Genomic DNA, 16,835 nt, shown 5'->3' with positions numbered 1-16,835 from the left:
TTTGCGGCAACTGCTCCTCCTGCTCGCAATGCTCGTCGAGCACCACCAGCAGGCAGGCGTAGACGCACTGGAGATCGACGACATGGATTATTATTGGGTTGTCCAACCCCCCGAGTGGACTGATCTCCAGCACAAGCCGTCGCTCTGCGTGGGCTCTCTCATCGATGACTGGGCGGAGCTCCAGCGGGTGCTGAAGGAAGACATCGTCACCACGGTGGATTTCAACCGTCTGGGGGCTGTGCTCCGTGCCGTCTCCGAGCGTCTCGGCCGGCAGTGAAACCGCCAACCGTGCCGCTCAGCGCTCCCACGCCGCCCGGCTGGCGCCCGCTCGGTCCCGACGACGAGCTGCTGCTCACGCTCCCGCCGGATGAGGAAGTCTAGCCCCAAGCCTTGGTCGAGCCGGGCCACTGCGGTGGCGGCACCTACTCGGGGAACGTCACGTTGCCGAGGGTCACGGTGCGCTGGCGCTCCTCGTCCCACAGGATGAGGGTGTAGGTGCCCCGGGCTTCCCTCTCCGTCGCCATGACCTCCACCACGACGCGCCCTCGCTCACTCGCCTCTGTGTATCCCGGCGCGGACGGGAGGATGGGCTCGGATGGCCAGAGCGGGAGCGGCTTCAACACCTCGCCCTTGGTGCTACGAAGCACCGCGCCCGCCGCCGTCCATGGCACCGAGCCCGGATTCTGGAAGAACACCTCCACCGCCGCCCGCTCCTTGGCACGATAGCTCGTAACGGAGCGATGGATGAGGGAGTTGCCCTCTTTCCCCCTGACCTCAAGTGACAGTTTCTTGACGGCAACACCCCGGAAGCGGTCCACGAGGCCAGAAGCAATGGCACCACGCAAGCCGTCCGGCACGACGCGCCCGGCGCGGAGCTGCTGCACCTCCGCCCGGCATTGCAGCAAGTTGGCCTCGGTGTCCTTCGCCACCTGCTGGAAGTAGGCCACGGAGCGCACCTGACGCAGCACCTTCACCTCCTGCATGCCGAGGCCGGGGTGCACGATGAGATCGAAGGTGATGCATGCCGGTGCGGCCTCGTCGGCGAAGCACACCTCCACGTCAGTCCGTTTTCCAGCGACGAGGTTGTCGCGAGGAACCAGCGTGAAGGTCTGCTGCCCCGCTGACCAATCCTCGAACCACCCCCGGTCCTCGAGCTTCAGGGACTGCTGCTGGAGCGGCGAGTCGAAGCGGAAGGTAATGGGCAGACCCGGGCCGATGCACACCACAGGTGGCTTGTCCGGAGGCGAGGCGGACAGCTCGATGCGCGGGCTCGCCGCCTCGCACTCGTCGGTGAACGTAGACGCGGACACGTCAGCGGGAGTGGACGCGAGAGTCAGCGCCAGGAGGCCGACAGGAGATGCGGGGAGCACGAACGGTCAACCTCCAGGGAGGCGCGGGGAGTCGCCCCGGGAGGATGGGCCTCTACCACACCTCCGTGCTCGAAGTGCCCGGCCTCCGGCCTGCCGGGCCCACGCACGTCTCTACTCGAAGCGCTCCACAGCCTCGACGTCTGCCGTGGACTCAACCACGGCGGAGTCGGGCCCGCCGTCGCGAAGGATCGCGATGCCCCGTTGCCATCCGTAATGGAGCTCCAGACAGACGGGGTAGGTCTGCCCGCCCTTCGACCTGGCCTGCTTGGCCTGGGTGAAGCGGCCGTAGACGCGGTCCTCCCCGAAAATGAGGTGCCCGGAGAGCACGGTGCCCGGCTTCAGCTCCCCCAGGGGTTCTTCCAGCGTAAACGTGGTGAACTCCTGCACGGTGACGGGCTTGACGCTCCCCACGACGGGAAAGGTGCCACCGGCGCTGTCGCCAATGTCAATGTCCAGCTCCTTCATGGAGGCCAGGGCCTTGGAGGAGCACGCCTCGGGCTTGGGAGCGGGTCGCACCGAGGGCGTGCCAGCGCAGCCGCCGAGAACGGCGCAGCAGGCCGCAGTAACGCACTTCTCCGCGAAACGGGCACGCCGGGCCTGGGCCTGGGGCTTCTCGGAGGTGTTCACGCTGAAGTCTTCTTTGCGAAGCATGGCGGTGGTGAATGCCGACGCGGGGGTAGGAGGCAAAAACAGCGCCGCGCTCCCGCCAGCTTGCGGCGACTCCCGCCAAACCGCCAATTCCCGAGCGAGGTAGGCGTGGAGAGTTGGGCTGGTGCCGAAAGATGTAAGGGGTTCTGATGCAGGTTGGTGCTGCGTAATGCCGCCTGCCCGAGAGGAGGGAGAGGCGGCAAGAACCGCCCCCGCACTGGCCGCAGCCGCCACCGCCATCAACACCAGCACCAACGCCGCCCGGCGTAGGCCGTCCAGGGCCACGGCACGCACGGGCAGAGTGCCGATGAAAGTGGGGAAGGCCCGCGAGACTGCAAGCCTCAACGGCCCTCGCCTGGGAGCGGCCTCGCGCATGGGTCCTGCATCCTCCACCTGGGAGGCGGCGACAGCCGGCGCGGGAGCCACGGAGCTCTGCACCGCCGGCAACGGCGGAGCCGGCATCTTCTCCTCGGGGAACGGCACGCCTTCCCAGGCATGGGCGGGGAATATGGCCGCCATACGCGCCGCCAGGGCCTCGGCCACCGGAGCGGGGCTTGGAGGCGCGGCGGGCATGACAGGCGGAGCAACCACAGGAGTACGGCTCTCCTCGGCACTCAGCTTCTTCTGTCCGCGTCGCGGCGGTGCGAAGCACCTGCGCACCGCGAGTTCCTCCTCGTCCCAGGGCACCTGCGCTGGAATCTCGTCCGTTGTCGTCTCCTCGGGCGCATCCGGGTCACCCAGTGGCACGTCCCAGCTCGCGTCGCCCCGGGCCTCGGCCAACGCCAACTCGAGCGCCGCGCACAGCGCCGCCATGTCCGGGAAGCGTGCGGTGGGTTCCTTCTCCAACATGCGCATGCACACGTCGGACAGTGATTTGGGAACAAGAGGGTTGCACTCGTACGGGGCCTTGGGGGTGAGGCTGAGAATCGCCTTCACCATGAGGGGGTTACGCCGGGTGCCGAAGGGCAGCCGGTTGGTGAGGAGCCAGTAGAACGTGACGCCCAGCGCCCACAGCTCGTCCGACACGCGGGACTTGTAGGTGACGGGCTCGCCTACGTTCTCACCGAGGAAGCGCCACGCTTCCGGGCTCACGTACTCCTGCGTCCCTGGCGGTAGCAGGCCAGCACCAGGCAGCGTCGTGGCCTCGAGCACATTTCCGATACCGAAGTCCACCAGCACGGGCTCCCCATTGCGCGAGCGAATGAGGATGTTGTCGCGCTTCACGTCTCGGTGCAGGACGTTTTTGCGGTGCACCACTCCGAGGGTGCGGGCCAGCGTTAGCACGAGGCCAGCACACCTGCGGGCACACGGGTTCTCCGTGAGGGCGTACTGCTCCAGCGTCAGCCCCTCCACCCATTCCATGACGATGAAGAAGTAGCCGAACTCAGGGTCTGGCCACCGCCCATACCCCAGCACCCGGACGATGTTGCGGTGCTTGAACTTCTGGAGGAGGGACACCTCGGTGAGGCCCCACTCGTCCAACTCGCGGGCACGGAAGAACTTGAGGACGAAGAAGCGGCCGGTGCACTCGGCCTTGAAGACGAGGCCCTGTCCGCCGTCGCCCAATTTCTCCAGGAGGCGGTAGTTGCCAACAATGTTCCCGGAATCGGGCTGCTTGAACGGCGGGAGTTGCATGGAATGAGTCAACCTCCGGAGTTGGAGGGTAGCACGACTCGGATCTCAGGTTGCGCTCCCCGAATCGCACCTGGCGCGTGCCCGTGTCCGCGCGGAGCACAGACGCTTGCCTCGCGTACAGCGGCCAGAGCCAGGGGCGGCGCACACCAGTACCCCTCCAGAGTCCGGGTGCAGCTCAGCCCCTGGCTCCAGCCCAATCTCGTTGCGTCCGCTCACTCGTCGTCGGTCGCGTTCTCCAACACCTTCAACACACGAATCAGCCGCTTCACCTTCGCGGGGCTCCACCCGCGCAGCATGCTCACGAGTTGCAGCAGCTCCGGCGACAGGCTGCCCTCGGGGGCGGGCGCATCAACGGAGGCGGCCACATCAGTGGGGCTCAACGCGAGCAGCGCGTCCGCGGAGATGCCGAGGGTGCGCGCAAGTTTCCGAAGAGTTGGGACGGCTGGCATCATTCCGCCGCGTTCAATGCGGCCATAAACATTGGCGGCGATTCCGGCCTGGCGCGCGACCTGGGCCTGGGTGAGCCCCAGCCGCTCGCGAGCCGCACGGGCCACTTCTCCCAGGGATTGCTGGAGCTGTTCGGGCTGTAGCTGTTCGAGTTCCGTGGGTCGCATCTACCAAAGTCCTCCGCGCGTCGTGCCGCACGCCGGATGGTGAGGGTCCTTCATCGGTCCAGCTTCAGGCGGGTCATGGTCAGCAGCGGGCGTCTTGCGTCGAGGGCGTGGGCCGTCGGGAGGTGCTCGAGTTCGTCGTGAGCATGGCCAGGGCCATGCCCCGCAGCGCTCTGAGTTGGCGAGGTTTCATCCGGCGTGCCGTGCGGAGGAATTCGTGGACAGCCGGCCTCACCTTCGGAGGCGGTGAGGTGAACCACGCGGGCGGCGTTGGCGAAGAGAACCCCAGCAGTGTATTCGCATCCACGTCCAGCGCTCGGCACAGCCGCTGCACTGTGGGCAGACTGGGCATCATCTCACCGCGCTCGATGCGGCCGTAAACAGCCGTGGCCAGCTCGGCGCTCTGGGCGACCTGGGCCTGAGAGAAGCCCTTTTGCAGGCGGGCCGTCCGAGCCGCATTCCCGAGGTACTTCTTCAACGCCGCGTCCATATCCATCAGCCATACCCTCAAGAAGCGCGTTTCGTCTTGTGCGAGGCCCGTGCGCCCGAGGAGGGCAGCAGCACGCGGGCCACGTGGCTCAGCGCGGTGAGTTGGCGCGGCTTCAGCTTGCGCACCGTGCGAAGAAGGCGGCGCACCGCGGGCGGTTCATCTTCACCGGGAACCTCAAGGGTGAGCCAGGCGGGAGGCGTCGAGGACGAGAAACCCAGCAGCGGGTTGGCGTCCACGGCCAGCGCGCGGCACAGCCGCATGAGCGTGGGGAGGCTCGGGAGCATGTTTCCGCGCTCCAAGCGTCCGTACACCTCCGTCGCCACGCCAATGCGTTCAGCCGCTTCCTCCTGCGTCAGCCCCGCGCGTGCACGCGCCTCGCGTGCCATCGCTCCGAGGTGAAGGGCCAGCTTTGCTTGTGTCTTATGTACCTGGGCCATGGTGCGTCTCAGTGGAAGTCGTCGGTGTCGATGTCGGGCGGCACGGGGAGCACGCCCCGCTCCACGCCAGCGTGGGCGGCCAGCTTGTCGAGGTCGGTGGCTTCCTTGAGAATCTCGGCCAACTCCTCCTCGGCATCCTTCGCTCCGTAGGGCTGCGGCAGTCCGCCAAGGTATGCGTGTAGCTCGTCGCGCAGCTTGTCCGCGGATGGGTAGCGCTCATTGGGGTTGGGGCGCAGCGCCTTGGAGACAATCTGCCGCAGTGGCGTCGGCACCTCCTCGGCCACCCGTTGCACCTCCTCCGGGCCGAAGTGCAGCACGCGGTCGGCAAGTGTCTCCAGCTTGATGAAGGTGGGCACCTCGCTGCGGACTTCAGCCGGGAAGCGGCGCTTCACGTCACGCCACAGGGAGTCGGGCGGGTCGAGTGGGTAGCTCGCCACCAGCATCTCCAACAACACCAGACCCAGAGAGAAGATGTCTGCCCGGCCATCGAGGTTTCTGGGGGTGAGCAAGTCCCTCTGCCCCGGCTCGGGCCGGAGGAAGCCCAGGAGAATCTCCGGGGCGATGTAGGCCGGGTCCCCCCGAAGGAGTCCGTCCGGCGAGCGGATGCGGCCGAGCAGTTCCGAATAAGCGGCGCCGAAGTTGGTGACCTGGACGCGACCATTGCGCCCGAGGCGGATACGCATGGGGCCCACGGCTCGGTGCACCAGGTGGAGAGGGCGGCCCGCTTCGTCCACGGCACGGTGCGCGTAATCGAGCGCGTCAGCCACCTCGGCGGCGACGTAGGCCGCGAAGGCAGGAGACAGGCGGCGGCCCACGGCCACGGCGGCGTCCATGGCGGTGAGGAGATAGCAGCCGCGCAGGTGCTCCATGACGATGTAGGGCAGCTCGTTCTGCACCGCATACCCGTACACGGCGGCGATGTTGTTGGGGTGCCGTAGGAAACGGGCGAGCCGCACCTCCTCGAGCACGCGCTCCAACCCCTCGCGGCCCTCCTCCAACACCACGGGCTTGAGTTCCACCACCTTGACGGGCCCACCCTGGGCGTACTCGCGCGAAGCGAGCAGGAGAGTGTCGTAGTGGGGGTGGGTGACGAGGTGGCGCAGGACGCTGTAGCGATAGCCCCCGGACTCAAAGGTGAGGCGAGCAGCAGGGGCGCGAGAAGAGCGAGACATGGACGAGTCCTAGCGAGGAAGCAGCTAATGGGAGGCGGTGGATTGCCCGGCTACGGAAACGGGCTGCGGCTCGTTGTTCTCGTCGGGTTTATAGAAGGCGCCCAGCTCGTAGACACCAGCGCGGTAGGAATTGTCTTTCACCTCCACCGGGCCCACGCACCGCTCGGCCCTGCCGGTGAGCGCCTCGGCGAGGTAGCCGTCGGGGCGGAGCACCAGGAGGGGTTTGAACTCCTGGATACGACGGCCCAGTTCGGCCCGGGAAACGGCGGTGCTCTTGAGGGTGATGTCGAGCAGTAGCACGTCCGCGACCAACCAGGGGGCGTACTCCACGGGCTTGGGCGGATAGAGCGGGTAGAGGTGGAACTGCAATCGGAGCTGCTTGGCCTGCTCCGGGGACAGCTCGCGTCCCGAGGGCAGCAATTCCGGAGGAAGCCCCGCCCGCATGAGCAGCACTCCGAACTCGTCCAGGTTCGCGAGCGCATCCCGGGTGGAGGCATACGCCTGGGGCGGGCTGTTGCTCGCGCACGCGAGGGGACACAGCAGGACCACGGAGAGCAGCGTGAGAAGGCCCAAGGGGGAGCGGGCGGGAGTCGAAGCAAGACGAATCCCCGTCCGACGCGAGGAAGAAACGCGCGGCATGACAACACCTCCGGTGTGTATGGGTTGCGGCTGGATTGTGCAGCTACGGGTAACACAGCCAATCGCAGAAAGAAAGCCCAGCACTACCGCCAAGGTTCCCATCACTAGACAACCCGTCAGAGCGGCACAGCCCTGGTTCCGAGGGAGGAATGGTAGCCAAGGCGTTTCGTGACGTGAGGAGCCAGAACACATGGGTTACTCCTTTGGTAGCGTCCAGCCCCGAATATCAGGGCTCACATGATTCGCCGCACGCCGGGCTTGAGCCATCACCGTGGCCCCCATCGTGTAGTGCGCGGCGGCGAGACACGGCGGGTCGGCTCGCCATTCACGACCGCGCCAACGCCCCTCTTTACGCGGTAAAGAGAACTCAGCCTCTGGCCTGGACGATGCGTAGAGCCGCGGTTCCGCTCCGGCCGAAACGGAAGTCCACGCCTCGGTATAAGCCGATGGCAGGGAATCCCCTGCTGGCGTCGGCCAACCGATCGCCGCAGTCCTCCAACCCATTCAGAGGAAGCGCACCGCAAACGAGCGGAACCCGGGCCCGTCCAGTCCGCGTTCCGCGAACTTGAGGCGCGCCCTCACTCATCGAAAAGGAGGAGCACTATGCCCCACGATATCAACCAGCTCGTGTACGTCGGCAAAGAGCCGTGGCACGGCCTGGGCACGCCGCTGCCGGCCAACGCCGAATACGACTCCATCGTGCAGGCCGCTGGCTTCTACAAAGCGGAGGAGCGGCCCGTCTTCGCCCCGGGCATGGATGAGCCCATTCCGGACAAGAAGGCCCTCTTTCGACAGGACACGGGCGAGTACCTGGCCACCGTCAACCGGGGCTATGAGGTGATTCAGTTCGAGGAGGTGGCCCGCACGCTCGTGGAGGCCGCCGGTGGCGTGCGCTGCATCTTCCACACGGCCGGTACGCTGGGCCGTAGCGGCGTGCGTGGGTGGCTCCTGGGCGAGCTTCCCGAGCCCATGCGCGTGCGCGGGGATTCCAGTCCCATCAAGCGCTACATCCTGGGCTACTGCGGTCACGACGGCACCACGGCGATCACGCTCAAGAACGTCGCGACCCGCGTCGTTTGCCAGAACACGATAGGAGTCGCACTCGGGGAGCGGGACGGGGCCGAGTGGCATATCGTCCACACCACGAGTGCCCGCGTACGGCTGGAGGAGGCGGGCCGTGCGTTCCGTCGACTCGTGCAAGGCTACGAGCGCTTCGCCGCCCTGGGCGATCATCTCGCCATGACCCGTTTCTCTGAACACCAGCTGCGCAACGTGCTCGACATTGTGCTCCCCCTTCCCCAGGACAAGGCCGAGCACCCGCGCCTCGAGAAGGCGCGCAACAAGGTGGTGCAGCTCTTCCACGCGGGCACTGGCATCGAGGGGCCTATCCAGAACACGGCGTGGGCAGCGCTCCAGGCGGTCAGCGAGTGGGCGGACCACCACAGAAATACCCGCTCCGTAAAGGGCAAGCCCGTCGAGGCGATGCGACTGGAATCTATCTGGATGGGAAAGGCCGCAGCCATCAAGAAGCTGGCCCTCACGAGCATCATGAACGAGGCCCACGTGCGACTGCGTGCATAGAGCTTCAGTCCGGTGGCGGGCGTAGTTGCGGCGCGCCCGCCTTCTTTTGCCTCCAAGGCGTATCAGCTTCGCGGACAGTCGGAGTAGAGATGCCGCAGCTCGTCGGCCACGTCCTTCTTGTAGTTGCCGTCCAACTTGCCGCTCACATCCATCCGCGTAACGAAATCCCGGAAGTCGAGACGCCGGGAGACGTGCCCGAGTAGCACCGCGGCAAGGTGGTCGTGGAAGAGCGACGCCAGCTGCCGCTCCGCGCCCCTCACCCGCTCGGCGAGCGTTTCACCGTGAGCCAGTAGCCAGGTCCCTTCCTCCATCATCCGTGCACGTTCAAAACGATTGACCGGCGCCCCGACCCCATCACAAGCCGAGAGATAACGACGATGGTGTGCACGGTGCGCGCGTACCTCTTCGAGCCGCTCCCTCGAGTAGGAGAAATCGCAGATACGGCAGCGTCCATCTCCGCCCATGAGTTCGATGAAGTTTCCAGCCATGAGTATTTCCCATCAGGGAGCATCTACCTTCCCGGTAGAGCGCTCGCCCGTGGCCGTGGGCCAAGGCAACGGTGGCGACGTCACGATGCGCCGCCGGTTCCGGCCCCTCCAGCAAGTGCATCGCGTGCAGCCCCAGCCGTACCACATGATGCAGCCCAGCACGTTCACGAACGCGCCGCACCCCACGCGGGGGCAGACGAAGAAGACACGCTCGCCGCCGAAGCAGGTGGGGCTTGCCACGCGCACGAGCTGCACCTCCGTCTTGAAGCCGAACTTCTCCAGCCAAATGGACTTCGCCTCGCGAAAGCACGCGGGCTTCATCTGCGCCCGCACCATCGGCAGCGTCACGCGCGAAACCTGATCGCGGTAGATCGGCATGGCGCGATCACCCTCCCCCGCGGACCGTCACTGTGTCCGCGTGCGCGACGAACATCTGCACCGGCGTGTCGCGGCCCAGCTCGATGCGGTGCTCCTCCAAGAGCATCTTCAATCGCTTGGTCATGCTGTCCGCCAACTTGGTGAGCGCCTTCACCGCCTCGAAGTCCCGCCGGCCCAGCGCCTCACCCACGGCGGCGTCGATCAAATCCATCTGGCTCCGGGTTACGGACAAAGAGCGGGCGATCGTGCGCCTCCGGGTATTGTCGCCGTCCAGCGAGGCGAGGGCACCAGCCAGATCGCGGGCGTGATCCACGATCTGCGCCGCGTCGCCGGCGGTGAAGGCGGTCAACGCCAGCTGGTCCAGCGCGGGCAGGCCCAACCGAGGCTGCTGTGGCGGCTCCGCGCGCGCGAGGGCCTCTGGCTGCGCGTCGGAAGCGCATGAGGCGAGGGCGAGATGACGGGAAACCGTGGGTATCGTCACCTCCTGATTTTAGACGCCGCCCTTCACATCACCCAACACGGGGGCGCTGCGCTACTTGGAGATCTCCACGGGGACACGAGGGACTTGAGGTTCCGACGCGGACAACGCGCTCCGGGGTAGTTCAGCGGGTCAGCGAGCCACCGCGTTCGACGGTTCCGCTGACATAGGAACCGGGCCCTGACCTACCCCTGCCGCAGGTCTTCGATGGTGAGGTCGCCCCGTTTGAATGCCGCCTGAACGTCCCGGAGGTCCCGATGAAGGCGGTCGAACTGGAGGCGTTGACGATGGAGGATGTCAGTGACCCGAGGGCGTCGGAGGAAGGCGAGGAGGCGATGAAGAAGCATGCTCATCAAGCATAGGCCATTGGTGGCGGGCGCCCTGCTCGCTGTACCGGTGAACTGCCCCTGCTTGTGGTTCGTGATAGCCAAGGTGGGAGATGGCCGAGAGCACCGAGAGGATCCGGGCGGCTCGGCGGCGTGAGCACGAGCGTGGGTGGGGAGGAGTGCGCAGCCGGGCATTCCTCTTCGCCCCGCCAAACCCGGACGAAATCCCCAAGAAGAAATCCACTGCAATTTCAGGCACCTACGGTGTTTACGGGTATTTGCGGGGTTTCCTCTGGATTACATCGATACGCTGGAGGCACCGTTTGTTTGGCTGCTCTGCCTCCTCCCCCCGCCACGTGCTCAGCCGGCGGCCTCGAGTCTCCCCGCTCAAAACCACGCACATCCCCGGCAGGCCCGTAAACCGCCGAATTAACTACGCATTTCGTCCCCGGGATGCGCTGAGGGGCCCGGTGAGAACCCCGCCTCCACACCCCAATCCCCGGAGTCCCCACCACTCAGCGGGTCCGGCGGAGACCGGCGGGCCGATGGGCCAAGCGGAGAGCGCGGCCCGTCTCCGGCAGCGCCCTCGCCCCGACGGGGCCGCCGAGTCCGTTAGCCCCCGACGTTCTCCCCGGAGCCGAAGTCGGGGTTGTCCCCGTCCACAGCAGGCGGAAGGTTGAGCCCCTCGCTAGCTTCCTTGGTCTTTGCGGCCTGCGGCTTCTGCCCGATGAGCTCCAGCTTGAAGCGATGGACCTTGTTGTTCGCGTCGTACTCGGCCGTCCGGATGGCCATCCCGTCAATGGGTTGATCCCGGTGCTTCTTGAGCCAGTGGCCCAGCCGCTTCGTTCGCGCCGTCTCCGCCGTCCTCCCGAAGAAGCCGCCGAGGTGGGCCAGCTGCGTGCGGATGAGCGTCTTGCCCCCCAGCTCGACCCCGATGCTCTCGAGACAGACGTCGTTGTAGAGGTCCTTCGCCGAGACGGGCATATACTCGAACTTCTGCCACCATGCCGCGAGGAAGGAGGCGTCCTCGTCCATGTTGCTGCTCGCCTCTTCCGCGAGGTTGACCTCCAGGAAGTGGTCAATGCCCACCGCCTCGAGGATACCGCCGACCACCGCCGACCAGCTCTCGTAGGAGGCCAGGGGCTTGCCGCTGTAGGGCTTGCACCCGCCCGCCACCCACGCCTGGACCAGGGTGAGCACCGCGTGGAGCAGCTGGCCACGGTTCTCTCCCACCCACTTCCTCAGGTTCGGGTGTTTGAAGCCGGTGCGCAAGGCGGGCTTCTCCTCTCCCGCGTCCTGCCGGATGCGCAGGGAACGACGAAGCAGGTCGTCGCTGAACTCGGCGTTGTTCGCGGTCATCAACCACATTGCGTGGTTATGCACCGTGCCATCCGACTGGGTTCGCATGAGGCGTGCCGACCACTCGGTGGTGGTGAGCGCCGCTTCGAGGGCGCCGCTGTCCACGCGGTCTTTCACGTTGTCAAAGCCAGCGAACAGGCTGCCGCTCTTGAGGATGGTGAAAATGGTCTGCGACTTCTCGTTCTCCTCCTCCGGCAGCTTCTTCCAGGGCACGGGGCGGCCGGTGATGGTGAGCGCGATGGTGTCGGCGAGCATCGTCTTGCCCGTGCCCACGCAGGCCGCCTCGAAGAGGTGGTTCGGCGTCGGTCCGTCGATCATCCGGCGCACGACCGGGAGGACGAGGGCCGCGTGATAGTGCGCCTCGTCCGCAGGCGAGGCGAAGCGGAAGTCGCAGATGACCTCCGCGATGAGTCGCTTGGCCGCCGCCACCTCGGACTCACTCGGGTTGTATGGAACCGGCGGGACAAGGCCCACCACCTCGTCGGTGACGAAAATGGCCTCGCCCGGGTGGTAGCCCGGCGTGGTGATGAGCCGACCGGACTTACCGAACACAGGGTAGTTCACCACCTCCTTGAGCTCCGGCAGCCCCGCCGGGGGCTCGGCCACGATGGCGCTCGCGACGTCCTGAGGCGGGAAAACCCACTCGAACTTGTCCAGTTCAGTCTCACGGTCCACACCGGTCTTCCGGTGCCAACGGGCGACGTGCCCCAGCCGCGTGCGGCAGGTCACCGAGGTGTGCTCGCTGATGTGGTGCATCCCGTCGATGTAGACCAAGCCCCCATTGCGCATGAACATCACGGGCGGGTTGTTGGCCGCGACGAGCGCCTTGCCCGCAGCGTCGAGTACATCCGGCAGGTGCACGTCGTTCACCTGGATGGTGGGCTTCGCTGCGACGACAGCCGAAGGCGCCGACCCTGCGGCATGAGTCGACTGCGCCAGCTGATGCTGAGGCGCGGGGCTGCCCCCCGGCTGCGGTGCCCCCGCTGGGCTCGTCGGCCCGCTGCTCGCGGGATCCGCGTGCGTCCCGCCCTGCTTCTTCGCGAGAACCGCCTCATGGGCCTCCTCAGCGGGCGTCTTGCTTGGGTCCCCACAGAGCTCTGCGGGGATGCCGAGCGCGATGAGTTCTCCGAACGTCGGGGAGCTGCTCGGGGCCTCGTGGTACAGCGTTGCCAAATCCTTCAACGTTTCCTTCTGCTCGTTGAAGAGGCTCTGGAAGTTAGCCCAACCTCTCTTTGCATCGACCGCCTTGTAGACGGATGCGATCGCCACGGCGCATTCGCGATTCAGCTCCAGTTGCCGCTCCCTGTTGGGTCGGAACAAGGGGCTGCGTTTCAGCTCATCGAAGACCTCACCTACGAGCACTCTCACCTTGCTGGACATCAGTACTGCCTCATTGAATTCGTACTGCTCGCCACCGCCGCTGCTGCGCGCAGAGCCGGTTGGCAGCCGGTTGCGCGCTCGCGGTGGCCATGGCGAATCAGTGGGCTCGGTTGCCCCCACATGACCGCCAGCTACTTTCTTCTCCATCCGAGGGAATCGCCGGGAATCGCTGGTTACCGTTGGAATCGATGGCGTCCCGTAAAGGGACGGCGGCACAACCTTGGGCCACACGATGCCGCGCGAGCATCGGTGGTGACATTGAGCCCAAGCTCTTCACGGACAATGCGGCCTACGCGGCCGGGGTGATGTCAGCGCAGAGAGTGATGAGGTTGAAGTTGTATTTCGGCGATGCCGCCCACTCCTCCAACTTGCAGAGTTCCTTGGGGCCAAGGGTCCGCCCCTCTTCCTCGACCACCACAAGGAGGGGCTGCGCACCGCGCTTCAGCTGCTCCTCGATGAATTTCATCGAGCCCGTGAGGACAAATTCTCGACCGTACAGCTCCGTCAGTATCGAGGCGAAGAGCCGACCCGTGAGGATTCCGCCTCCGGGCGGTTGTACGGCAGGCGCATTGGGCTTATCGTTGTTGTTGGGCATGAAGGCTGTCGTTTGAGGGGCTCCGGTCGTCCTGCTCGCCGGCGGGACCGGGGCCCTTCGTTTGTCAGGAAGCGGGGTGGAACTCGCGCTCGAGCAGCGCCTGGAGTGCCTCAAGAACGAGGGCGTTGGACGATGGCCACCGGCCCGACGTCCGGGCGCGCTGAGCCTTGAGCTCATCGAGCCGAGCTCGGATGTCGACCGGCAGCGTCAGCGTGGTGGTGATAGTGCGCGGCGTGTCTCGCGTCATTGCGTGACCTCCTCATGTGTGTGGCGATGCAGACACATCTCCATTTGGACACAGCCAGAAACGAGTACATGGGAAAGAAATCCGTGCTCCCGGAGCCTTTTTTCCTTCCGTAAGGTCAGCTACGGTGAACTGGCGCTCCGGAAGAATTGGCGCGAGAGCTACAGATTCTTTCCTGCGGTTCCTCGCCCCTTCCCGCGGCGCGTGGGCCGCCGACGCTGAGCCCCCGCAGCTGTGATGCGCTTGGACCACGTGCTTGCGTGCGCGCTCTTACTGGATGAGCGATCAAGGAGAGCTCCAGGCCCCTCGAAACGCACGGCAACCATGAGCGCTCGCATCTCGTCCGGCGTGACCGGCGGGAGCCGGAGGACTGCTGCTGCACTTGTTACCGCGGTCGCCGGGAGGCGCCGAATCGTCGGCGGCGCCCCACGTATTCCCGATTCTGTCAGCAGGCGGCCCAGTTCGGTGGCAGCAACATCGAGTGCGTTGGCGACCTCGGATGCTGCTTCCTCGGATACCGCGAGTCGCGTCAGTCGCGCTTCCACATCCGAGTAGACCTCGTCAACTGCACGCTCGTAGCTGAACGAGTAGACGGTTGGGTGGGCCCCCTGCTGCCGTGCGCCTCTCTCGAGAGTCCACTGCTGTGTTGATGTGCTGTACGCGAACTCCTCACCATTGAACTGCACATGAACACGCAGAACATGGAGAGGCTCCATGTCCAACTTATGCATCTGACGTTCAAACCTGACTTGGATGCGGCGAAATTCGCGCGCCTCTTGAACGAGGCGAGCAAGCTTGGCCGAGACCTCGGCGACTTCGTAGAGTACCCACATTTTTGATGAATTCTTTGTTCCCCAATGTCGCTCCAAGAATTTCATTGCAGCATCCACGTCGATGAACTCTTTCGAATGCCGCTTCGAGATGCCTCCTGCGCGTGCCACACCCAATGCAGTCCTCCCCTCATGTACCTGAATCAATACTTGAGATGTGCATCTCGGCCCGTCACCTTGTTGCACGCCTATCGACACGTCCGACCCGCCCGTGAGCTGGCAGGCCCATCGCTGCTCACGCTTTGCTACAAGCAGAGTTCCCCGGGCGAGACTGTGCGCCCGCCCAGGGTGATAGACCGGGCGTCCGTTCACCACCGTGGCTCAGGCGTTCTCGTGGCCCATGTAGGTGCCGTCCCCTACCGCTACCTCCGCCTGCGCGGAGCCGTCGTTCTCCGGGACGTCCCGGAGAAGTTCCGTCCCGCCGCCGCTCCGCTCCAGCGCGTCTAGGACCAGGTCCTGACTCACCGGCTCCCGCCGGTGATGGATGGCCTTATCCAGGTGCTCCAGCTCGGAGCGAAGCTCGCCCAGCGCATCAGCAATGGAGTCGAACTGTTGTTCCTGCTTTGGCACCGCCGTCTCGGCGACCTGGTTCCTCACCATGTCCGACCACTTCTTCGCCTGATTGGTGACACGCCGAAGGTAAGCCGCGACATTGGCCAGCGACGGTTCCTTGCCGGTGGAAACGCCCTTCACCAGCGTCTTCAACGCCCTCACATGGAGCGCATCTCGAAACGCCTGCTCCACCAACTCGTCACGCCGGGTGGGCTCCCTTACCTTGGCCAAGACCACCAGATGATTGAAGGACAGAGGTGTGCCCGTTTTCCCTTTACGCTGGACGAGCGCCTCGAAATCCTCCTTGCTCCACGCCTCGGCAACACTCTTGTACTGGTAGAGAGTATCCACGTCACGACCGACCTCTTCGGCTGCCCGCTTGACAGCCTTCTGGCCGTACTTCGACTTGTCCATCGCTGCTAGGACAAGGCACCCCGTCTCGTAGCGCGCGCGCATGTCGTCCTGGTCGGCTTTTGCAAGCTGAGTACGAAGCTTCTCGCAGAACTCCTCGTAAGCCCGGTCCTGCTCCTCCTTCGCCGCGGCCTCTTGCCGTGCCGCTCCGTTGCCGCCCCGTTGCGACTTCTGACCGCTCCTCATTACCCACTCCTGCGCTCGAAGCAGGCGGCTCCATTGCCGCCGTGCGGCAGCACCAAGAGCAGCGCGCGAGCCAGCGAGCTCGTTCAGCAATTTCAAGGGGTTAGGCAAGCCCAGCATGCGAGCGCCTCGCTAGATGTAGAGTCCCCTCGCAAAATGGCTAGCTCCACTCGACGGACGGTTGTCTTCAGCATTCTGGGTACCAAGCTCGATGCCCACCATCAGGACAGCGACGTGCGGCACAGTCACTGGCGCCCAACAGTGGCACTCTGCAACCAGCGGCATCAGGACCCGCCGCTCAGGGTCGACGAACTCGTCTTGCTCTACCGTGCACGGAATGAGGATCTCGCCACTCTGGTGGAAGGCGATGTCCACACTGTTTCGCCCACGACGCGGGTGACGCGCCAACTGCTCGAGATCAAGAACACCTTCGATTTCGACGAGGTGCACCGCAAACTCCGTGAGTTCGCACAGGGCTACGACTTCCGGCACGACCAGGAGGATTACTTCGTCCACCTCACAACCGGCAGCCACGTCATTCAAATCTGTCTTTTTCTGCTGACATACCAGGAGAAGATCCCCGCACGCCTCGTGCAGACCTTTCACCCGCCCTGCCAGATGGGTCGCTGCTGGGGGAACCAGAACATCGGAGATCCAAGGGGCAGCTATCGCGTGGTAAGCCGCGACCTACCGGGCTTCGCTAGCATTCGTAGTGCGCTGGAGGAAGAGGAGAAACTCGAGGGCGTGAGGCTGCTCAAGGGGGGCATCGAGACACGGAACGCGGCCTACAACAACCTCATCGAACTTATCGAGAAGGTGTCCTTCCGCTCCAAGGACCCCATCCTCCTTGAGGGAGAGACAGGTGTCGGCAAGACGCTGCTTGCTAAGCGCATCAGCGCCCTCAAACAGAAGCGATATCAACCCGGCGACGAGCCCCCCGGCGACGAGCCCCCCAGAATCAACTGCGCCACGCTCCGGGACCCGACGCACGCACATTCCACGCTCTTCGGCCACGTGAAGGGGGCGTT

18 protein-coding genes are annotated in these 16,835 nt (G+C 65.3%); 3 read left to right on the top strand and 15 right to left on the bottom strand.

Going from position 1 to position 16,835, the window contains the following annotated elements; all coding sequences use genetic code 11:
* Nucleotides 1-277: hypothetical protein (locus VF794_RS15030; RefSeq protein WP_331110958.1), on the top strand; the 277-nt coding region annotated here is incomplete at its 5' end.
* Between the two features lie 145 nt (nucleotides 278-422).
* On the opposite strand, the gene VF794_RS15025 is transcribed toward VF794_RS15030, so the two are convergent.
* The 7 genes from VF794_RS15025 to VF794_RS14995 all read right to left on the bottom strand — a co-directional run bounded on the left by VF794_RS15025 (nucleotide 423) and on the right by VF794_RS14995 (nucleotide 6,912).
* Entirely contained in the window at nucleotides 423-1,370 is a 948-nt protein-coding gene (locus tag VF794_RS15025; RefSeq protein ID WP_331110956.1) for a DUF2381 family protein, read from the bottom strand.
* A gap of 111 nt (nucleotides 1,371-1,481) precedes the next feature.
* The gene (locus VF794_RS15020; RefSeq protein WP_331110955.1) at nucleotides 1,482-3,653 is read right to left on the bottom strand and encodes a serine/threonine-protein kinase; all 2,172 of its coding nucleotides are present in this window, start codon (nucleotides 3,651-3,653) and stop codon (nucleotides 1,482-1,484) included.
* A gap of 212 nt (nucleotides 3,654-3,865) precedes the next feature.
* On the bottom strand, nucleotides 3,866-4,267 hold the full coding sequence (locus VF794_RS15015) for a helix-turn-helix transcriptional regulator (RefSeq protein WP_331110953.1): 402 nt from the start codon (nucleotides 4,265-4,267) through the stop codon (nucleotides 3,866-3,868).
* A 79-nt stretch (nucleotides 4,268-4,346) separates the two neighbouring features.
* Complete coding sequence (locus VF794_RS15010; RefSeq protein ID WP_331110951.1) at nucleotides 4,347-4,760, bottom strand: helix-turn-helix transcriptional regulator; 414 nt, start codon at nucleotides 4,758-4,760, stop codon at nucleotides 4,347-4,349.
* Between the two features lie 11 nt (nucleotides 4,761-4,771).
* Nucleotides 4,772-5,140 carry a helix-turn-helix transcriptional regulator gene (locus VF794_RS15005; protein ID WP_331110949.1) on the bottom strand — a complete coding sequence of 123 codons (369 nt, stop codon included), beginning with the start codon at nucleotides 5,138-5,140 and terminating at the stop codon, nucleotides 4,772-4,774.
* A gap of 59 nt (nucleotides 5,141-5,199) precedes the next feature.
* Nucleotides 5,200-6,363 carry a serine/threonine-protein kinase gene (locus tag VF794_RS15000; protein ID WP_331110947.1) on the bottom strand — a complete coding sequence of 388 codons (1,164 nt, stop codon included), beginning with the start codon at nucleotides 6,361-6,363 and terminating at the stop codon, nucleotides 5,200-5,202.
* A 24-nt stretch (nucleotides 6,364-6,387) separates the two neighbouring features.
* On the bottom strand, nucleotides 6,388-6,912 hold the full coding sequence (locus tag VF794_RS14995) for a hypothetical protein (protein ID WP_331110945.1): 525 nt from the start codon (nucleotides 6,910-6,912) through the stop codon (nucleotides 6,388-6,390).
* Nucleotides 6,913-7,605: 693 nt separating this feature from the next.
* On the opposite strand from VF794_RS14995, the gene VF794_RS14990 reads away from it, so the two are divergent.
* Complete coding sequence (locus VF794_RS14990; protein WP_331110943.1) at nucleotides 7,606-8,583, top strand: DUF932 domain-containing protein; 978 nt, start codon at nucleotides 7,606-7,608, stop codon at nucleotides 8,581-8,583.
* A gap of 62 nt (nucleotides 8,584-8,645) precedes the next feature.
* On the opposite strand, the gene VF794_RS14985 is transcribed toward VF794_RS14990, so the two are convergent.
* The 8 genes from VF794_RS14985 to VF794_RS14950 all read right to left on the bottom strand — a co-directional run bounded on the left by VF794_RS14985 (nucleotide 8,646) and on the right by VF794_RS14950 (nucleotide 15,810).
* Nucleotides 8,646-9,071 carry a hypothetical protein gene (locus VF794_RS14985; protein WP_331110941.1) on the bottom strand — a complete coding sequence of 142 codons (426 nt, stop codon included), beginning with the start codon at nucleotides 9,069-9,071 and terminating at the stop codon, nucleotides 8,646-8,648.
* 12 nt (nucleotides 9,072-9,083) lie between these two features.
* On the bottom strand, nucleotides 9,084-9,449 hold the full coding sequence (locus tag VF794_RS14980; RefSeq protein ID WP_331110939.1) for a hypothetical protein: 366 nt from the start codon (nucleotides 9,447-9,449) through the stop codon (nucleotides 9,084-9,086).
* A gap of 7 nt (nucleotides 9,450-9,456) precedes the next feature.
* Nucleotides 9,457-9,828: a hypothetical protein gene (locus VF794_RS14975; protein ID WP_331110937.1), complete on the bottom strand. Its 372-nt coding sequence runs from the start codon at nucleotides 9,826-9,828 to the stop codon at nucleotides 9,457-9,459.
* Between the two features lie 1,037 nt (nucleotides 9,829-10,865).
* Nucleotides 10,866-12,482 carry a hypothetical protein gene (locus VF794_RS14970; RefSeq protein ID WP_331110935.1) on the bottom strand — a complete coding sequence of 539 codons (1,617 nt, stop codon included), beginning with the start codon at nucleotides 12,480-12,482 and terminating at the stop codon, nucleotides 10,866-10,868.
* Nucleotides 12,483-13,281: 799 nt separating this feature from the next.
* Complete coding sequence (locus VF794_RS14965; protein WP_331110933.1) at nucleotides 13,282-13,587, bottom strand: hypothetical protein; 306 nt, start codon at nucleotides 13,585-13,587, stop codon at nucleotides 13,282-13,284.
* A gap of 64 nt (nucleotides 13,588-13,651) precedes the next feature.
* Nucleotides 13,652-13,834, bottom strand: a complete 183-nt coding sequence (locus tag VF794_RS14960; protein ID WP_331110931.1) for a hypothetical protein — start codon at nucleotides 13,832-13,834, stop codon at nucleotides 13,652-13,654.
* A gap of 158 nt (nucleotides 13,835-13,992) precedes the next feature.
* A complete protein-coding gene (locus VF794_RS14955; RefSeq protein ID WP_331110929.1) occupies nucleotides 13,993-14,772 on the bottom strand; it encodes a hypothetical protein in 780 nt (259 codons plus the stop codon).
* Between the two features lie 210 nt (nucleotides 14,773-14,982).
* Nucleotides 14,983-15,810 (bottom strand): hypothetical protein, encoded by an 828-nt coding sequence (locus VF794_RS14950; protein ID WP_331110927.1) that lies wholly within the window; start codon nucleotides 15,808-15,810, stop codon nucleotides 14,983-14,985.
* Between the two features lie 153 nt (nucleotides 15,811-15,963).
* Here VF794_RS14950 and VF794_RS14945 point away from each other — a divergent pair.
* The coding region (locus VF794_RS14945) for an RNA repair transcriptional activator RtcR family protein (protein ID WP_331110925.1) at nucleotides 15,964-16,835 on the top strand (872 nt) is incomplete at its 3' end.

The sequence above is a fragment of the Archangium sp. genome, assembly GCF_036389735.1.
Taxonomy (GTDB): Bacteria; Myxococcota; Myxococcia; order Myxococcales; family Myxococcaceae; genus Archangium.
The sequence above is the reverse complement of the archived record's forward strand: the minus strand, read 5'-3'. Positions and strand labels throughout refer to the sequence as shown.

What these genes read in the sequence shown, in the direction of transcription:
- VF794_RS15020 (WP_331110955.1), bottom strand. Translation starts at nt 3,653, where the DNA reads ATGCAACTCCCGCCGTTCAAGCAGCCCGATTCCGGGAACATTGTTGGC.
- VF794_RS15015 (WP_331110953.1), bottom strand. Translation starts at nt 4,267, where the DNA reads ATGCGACCCACGGAACTCGAACAGCTACAGCCCGAACAGCTCCAGCAA.
- VF794_RS15010 (WP_331110951.1), bottom strand. Translation starts at nt 4,760, where the DNA reads ATGGATATGGACGCGGCGTTGAAGAAGTACCTCGGGAATGCGGCTCGG.
- VF794_RS15005 (WP_331110949.1), bottom strand. Translation starts at nt 5,140, where the DNA reads ATGGCACGCGAGGCGCGTGCACGCGCGGGGCTGACGCAGGAGGAAGCG.
- VF794_RS15000 (WP_331110947.1), bottom strand. Translation starts at nt 6,363, where the DNA reads ATGTCTCGCTCTTCTCGCGCCCCTGCTGCTCGCCTCACCTTTGAGTCC.
- VF794_RS14990 (WP_331110943.1), top strand. Translation starts at nt 7,606, where the DNA reads ATGCCCCACGATATCAACCAGCTCGTGTACGTCGGCAAAGAGCCGTGG.
- VF794_RS14985 (WP_331110941.1), bottom strand. Translation starts at nt 9,071, where the DNA reads ATGGCTGGAAACTTCATCGAACTCATGGGCGGAGATGGACGCTGCCGT.
- VF794_RS14980 (WP_331110939.1), bottom strand. Translation starts at nt 9,449, where the DNA reads ATGCCGATCTACCGCGATCAGGTTTCGCGCGTGACGCTGCCGATGGTG.
- VF794_RS14965 (WP_331110933.1), bottom strand. Translation starts at nt 13,587, where the DNA reads ATGCCCAACAACAACGATAAGCCCAATGCGCCTGCCGTACAACCGCCC.
- VF794_RS14960 (WP_331110931.1), bottom strand. Translation starts at nt 13,834, where the DNA reads ATGACGCGAGACACGCCGCGCACTATCACCACCACGCTGACGCTGCCG.
- VF794_RS14950 (WP_331110927.1), bottom strand. Translation starts at nt 15,810, where the DNA reads ATGAGGAGCGGTCAGAAGTCGCAACGGGGCGGCAACGGAGCGGCACGG.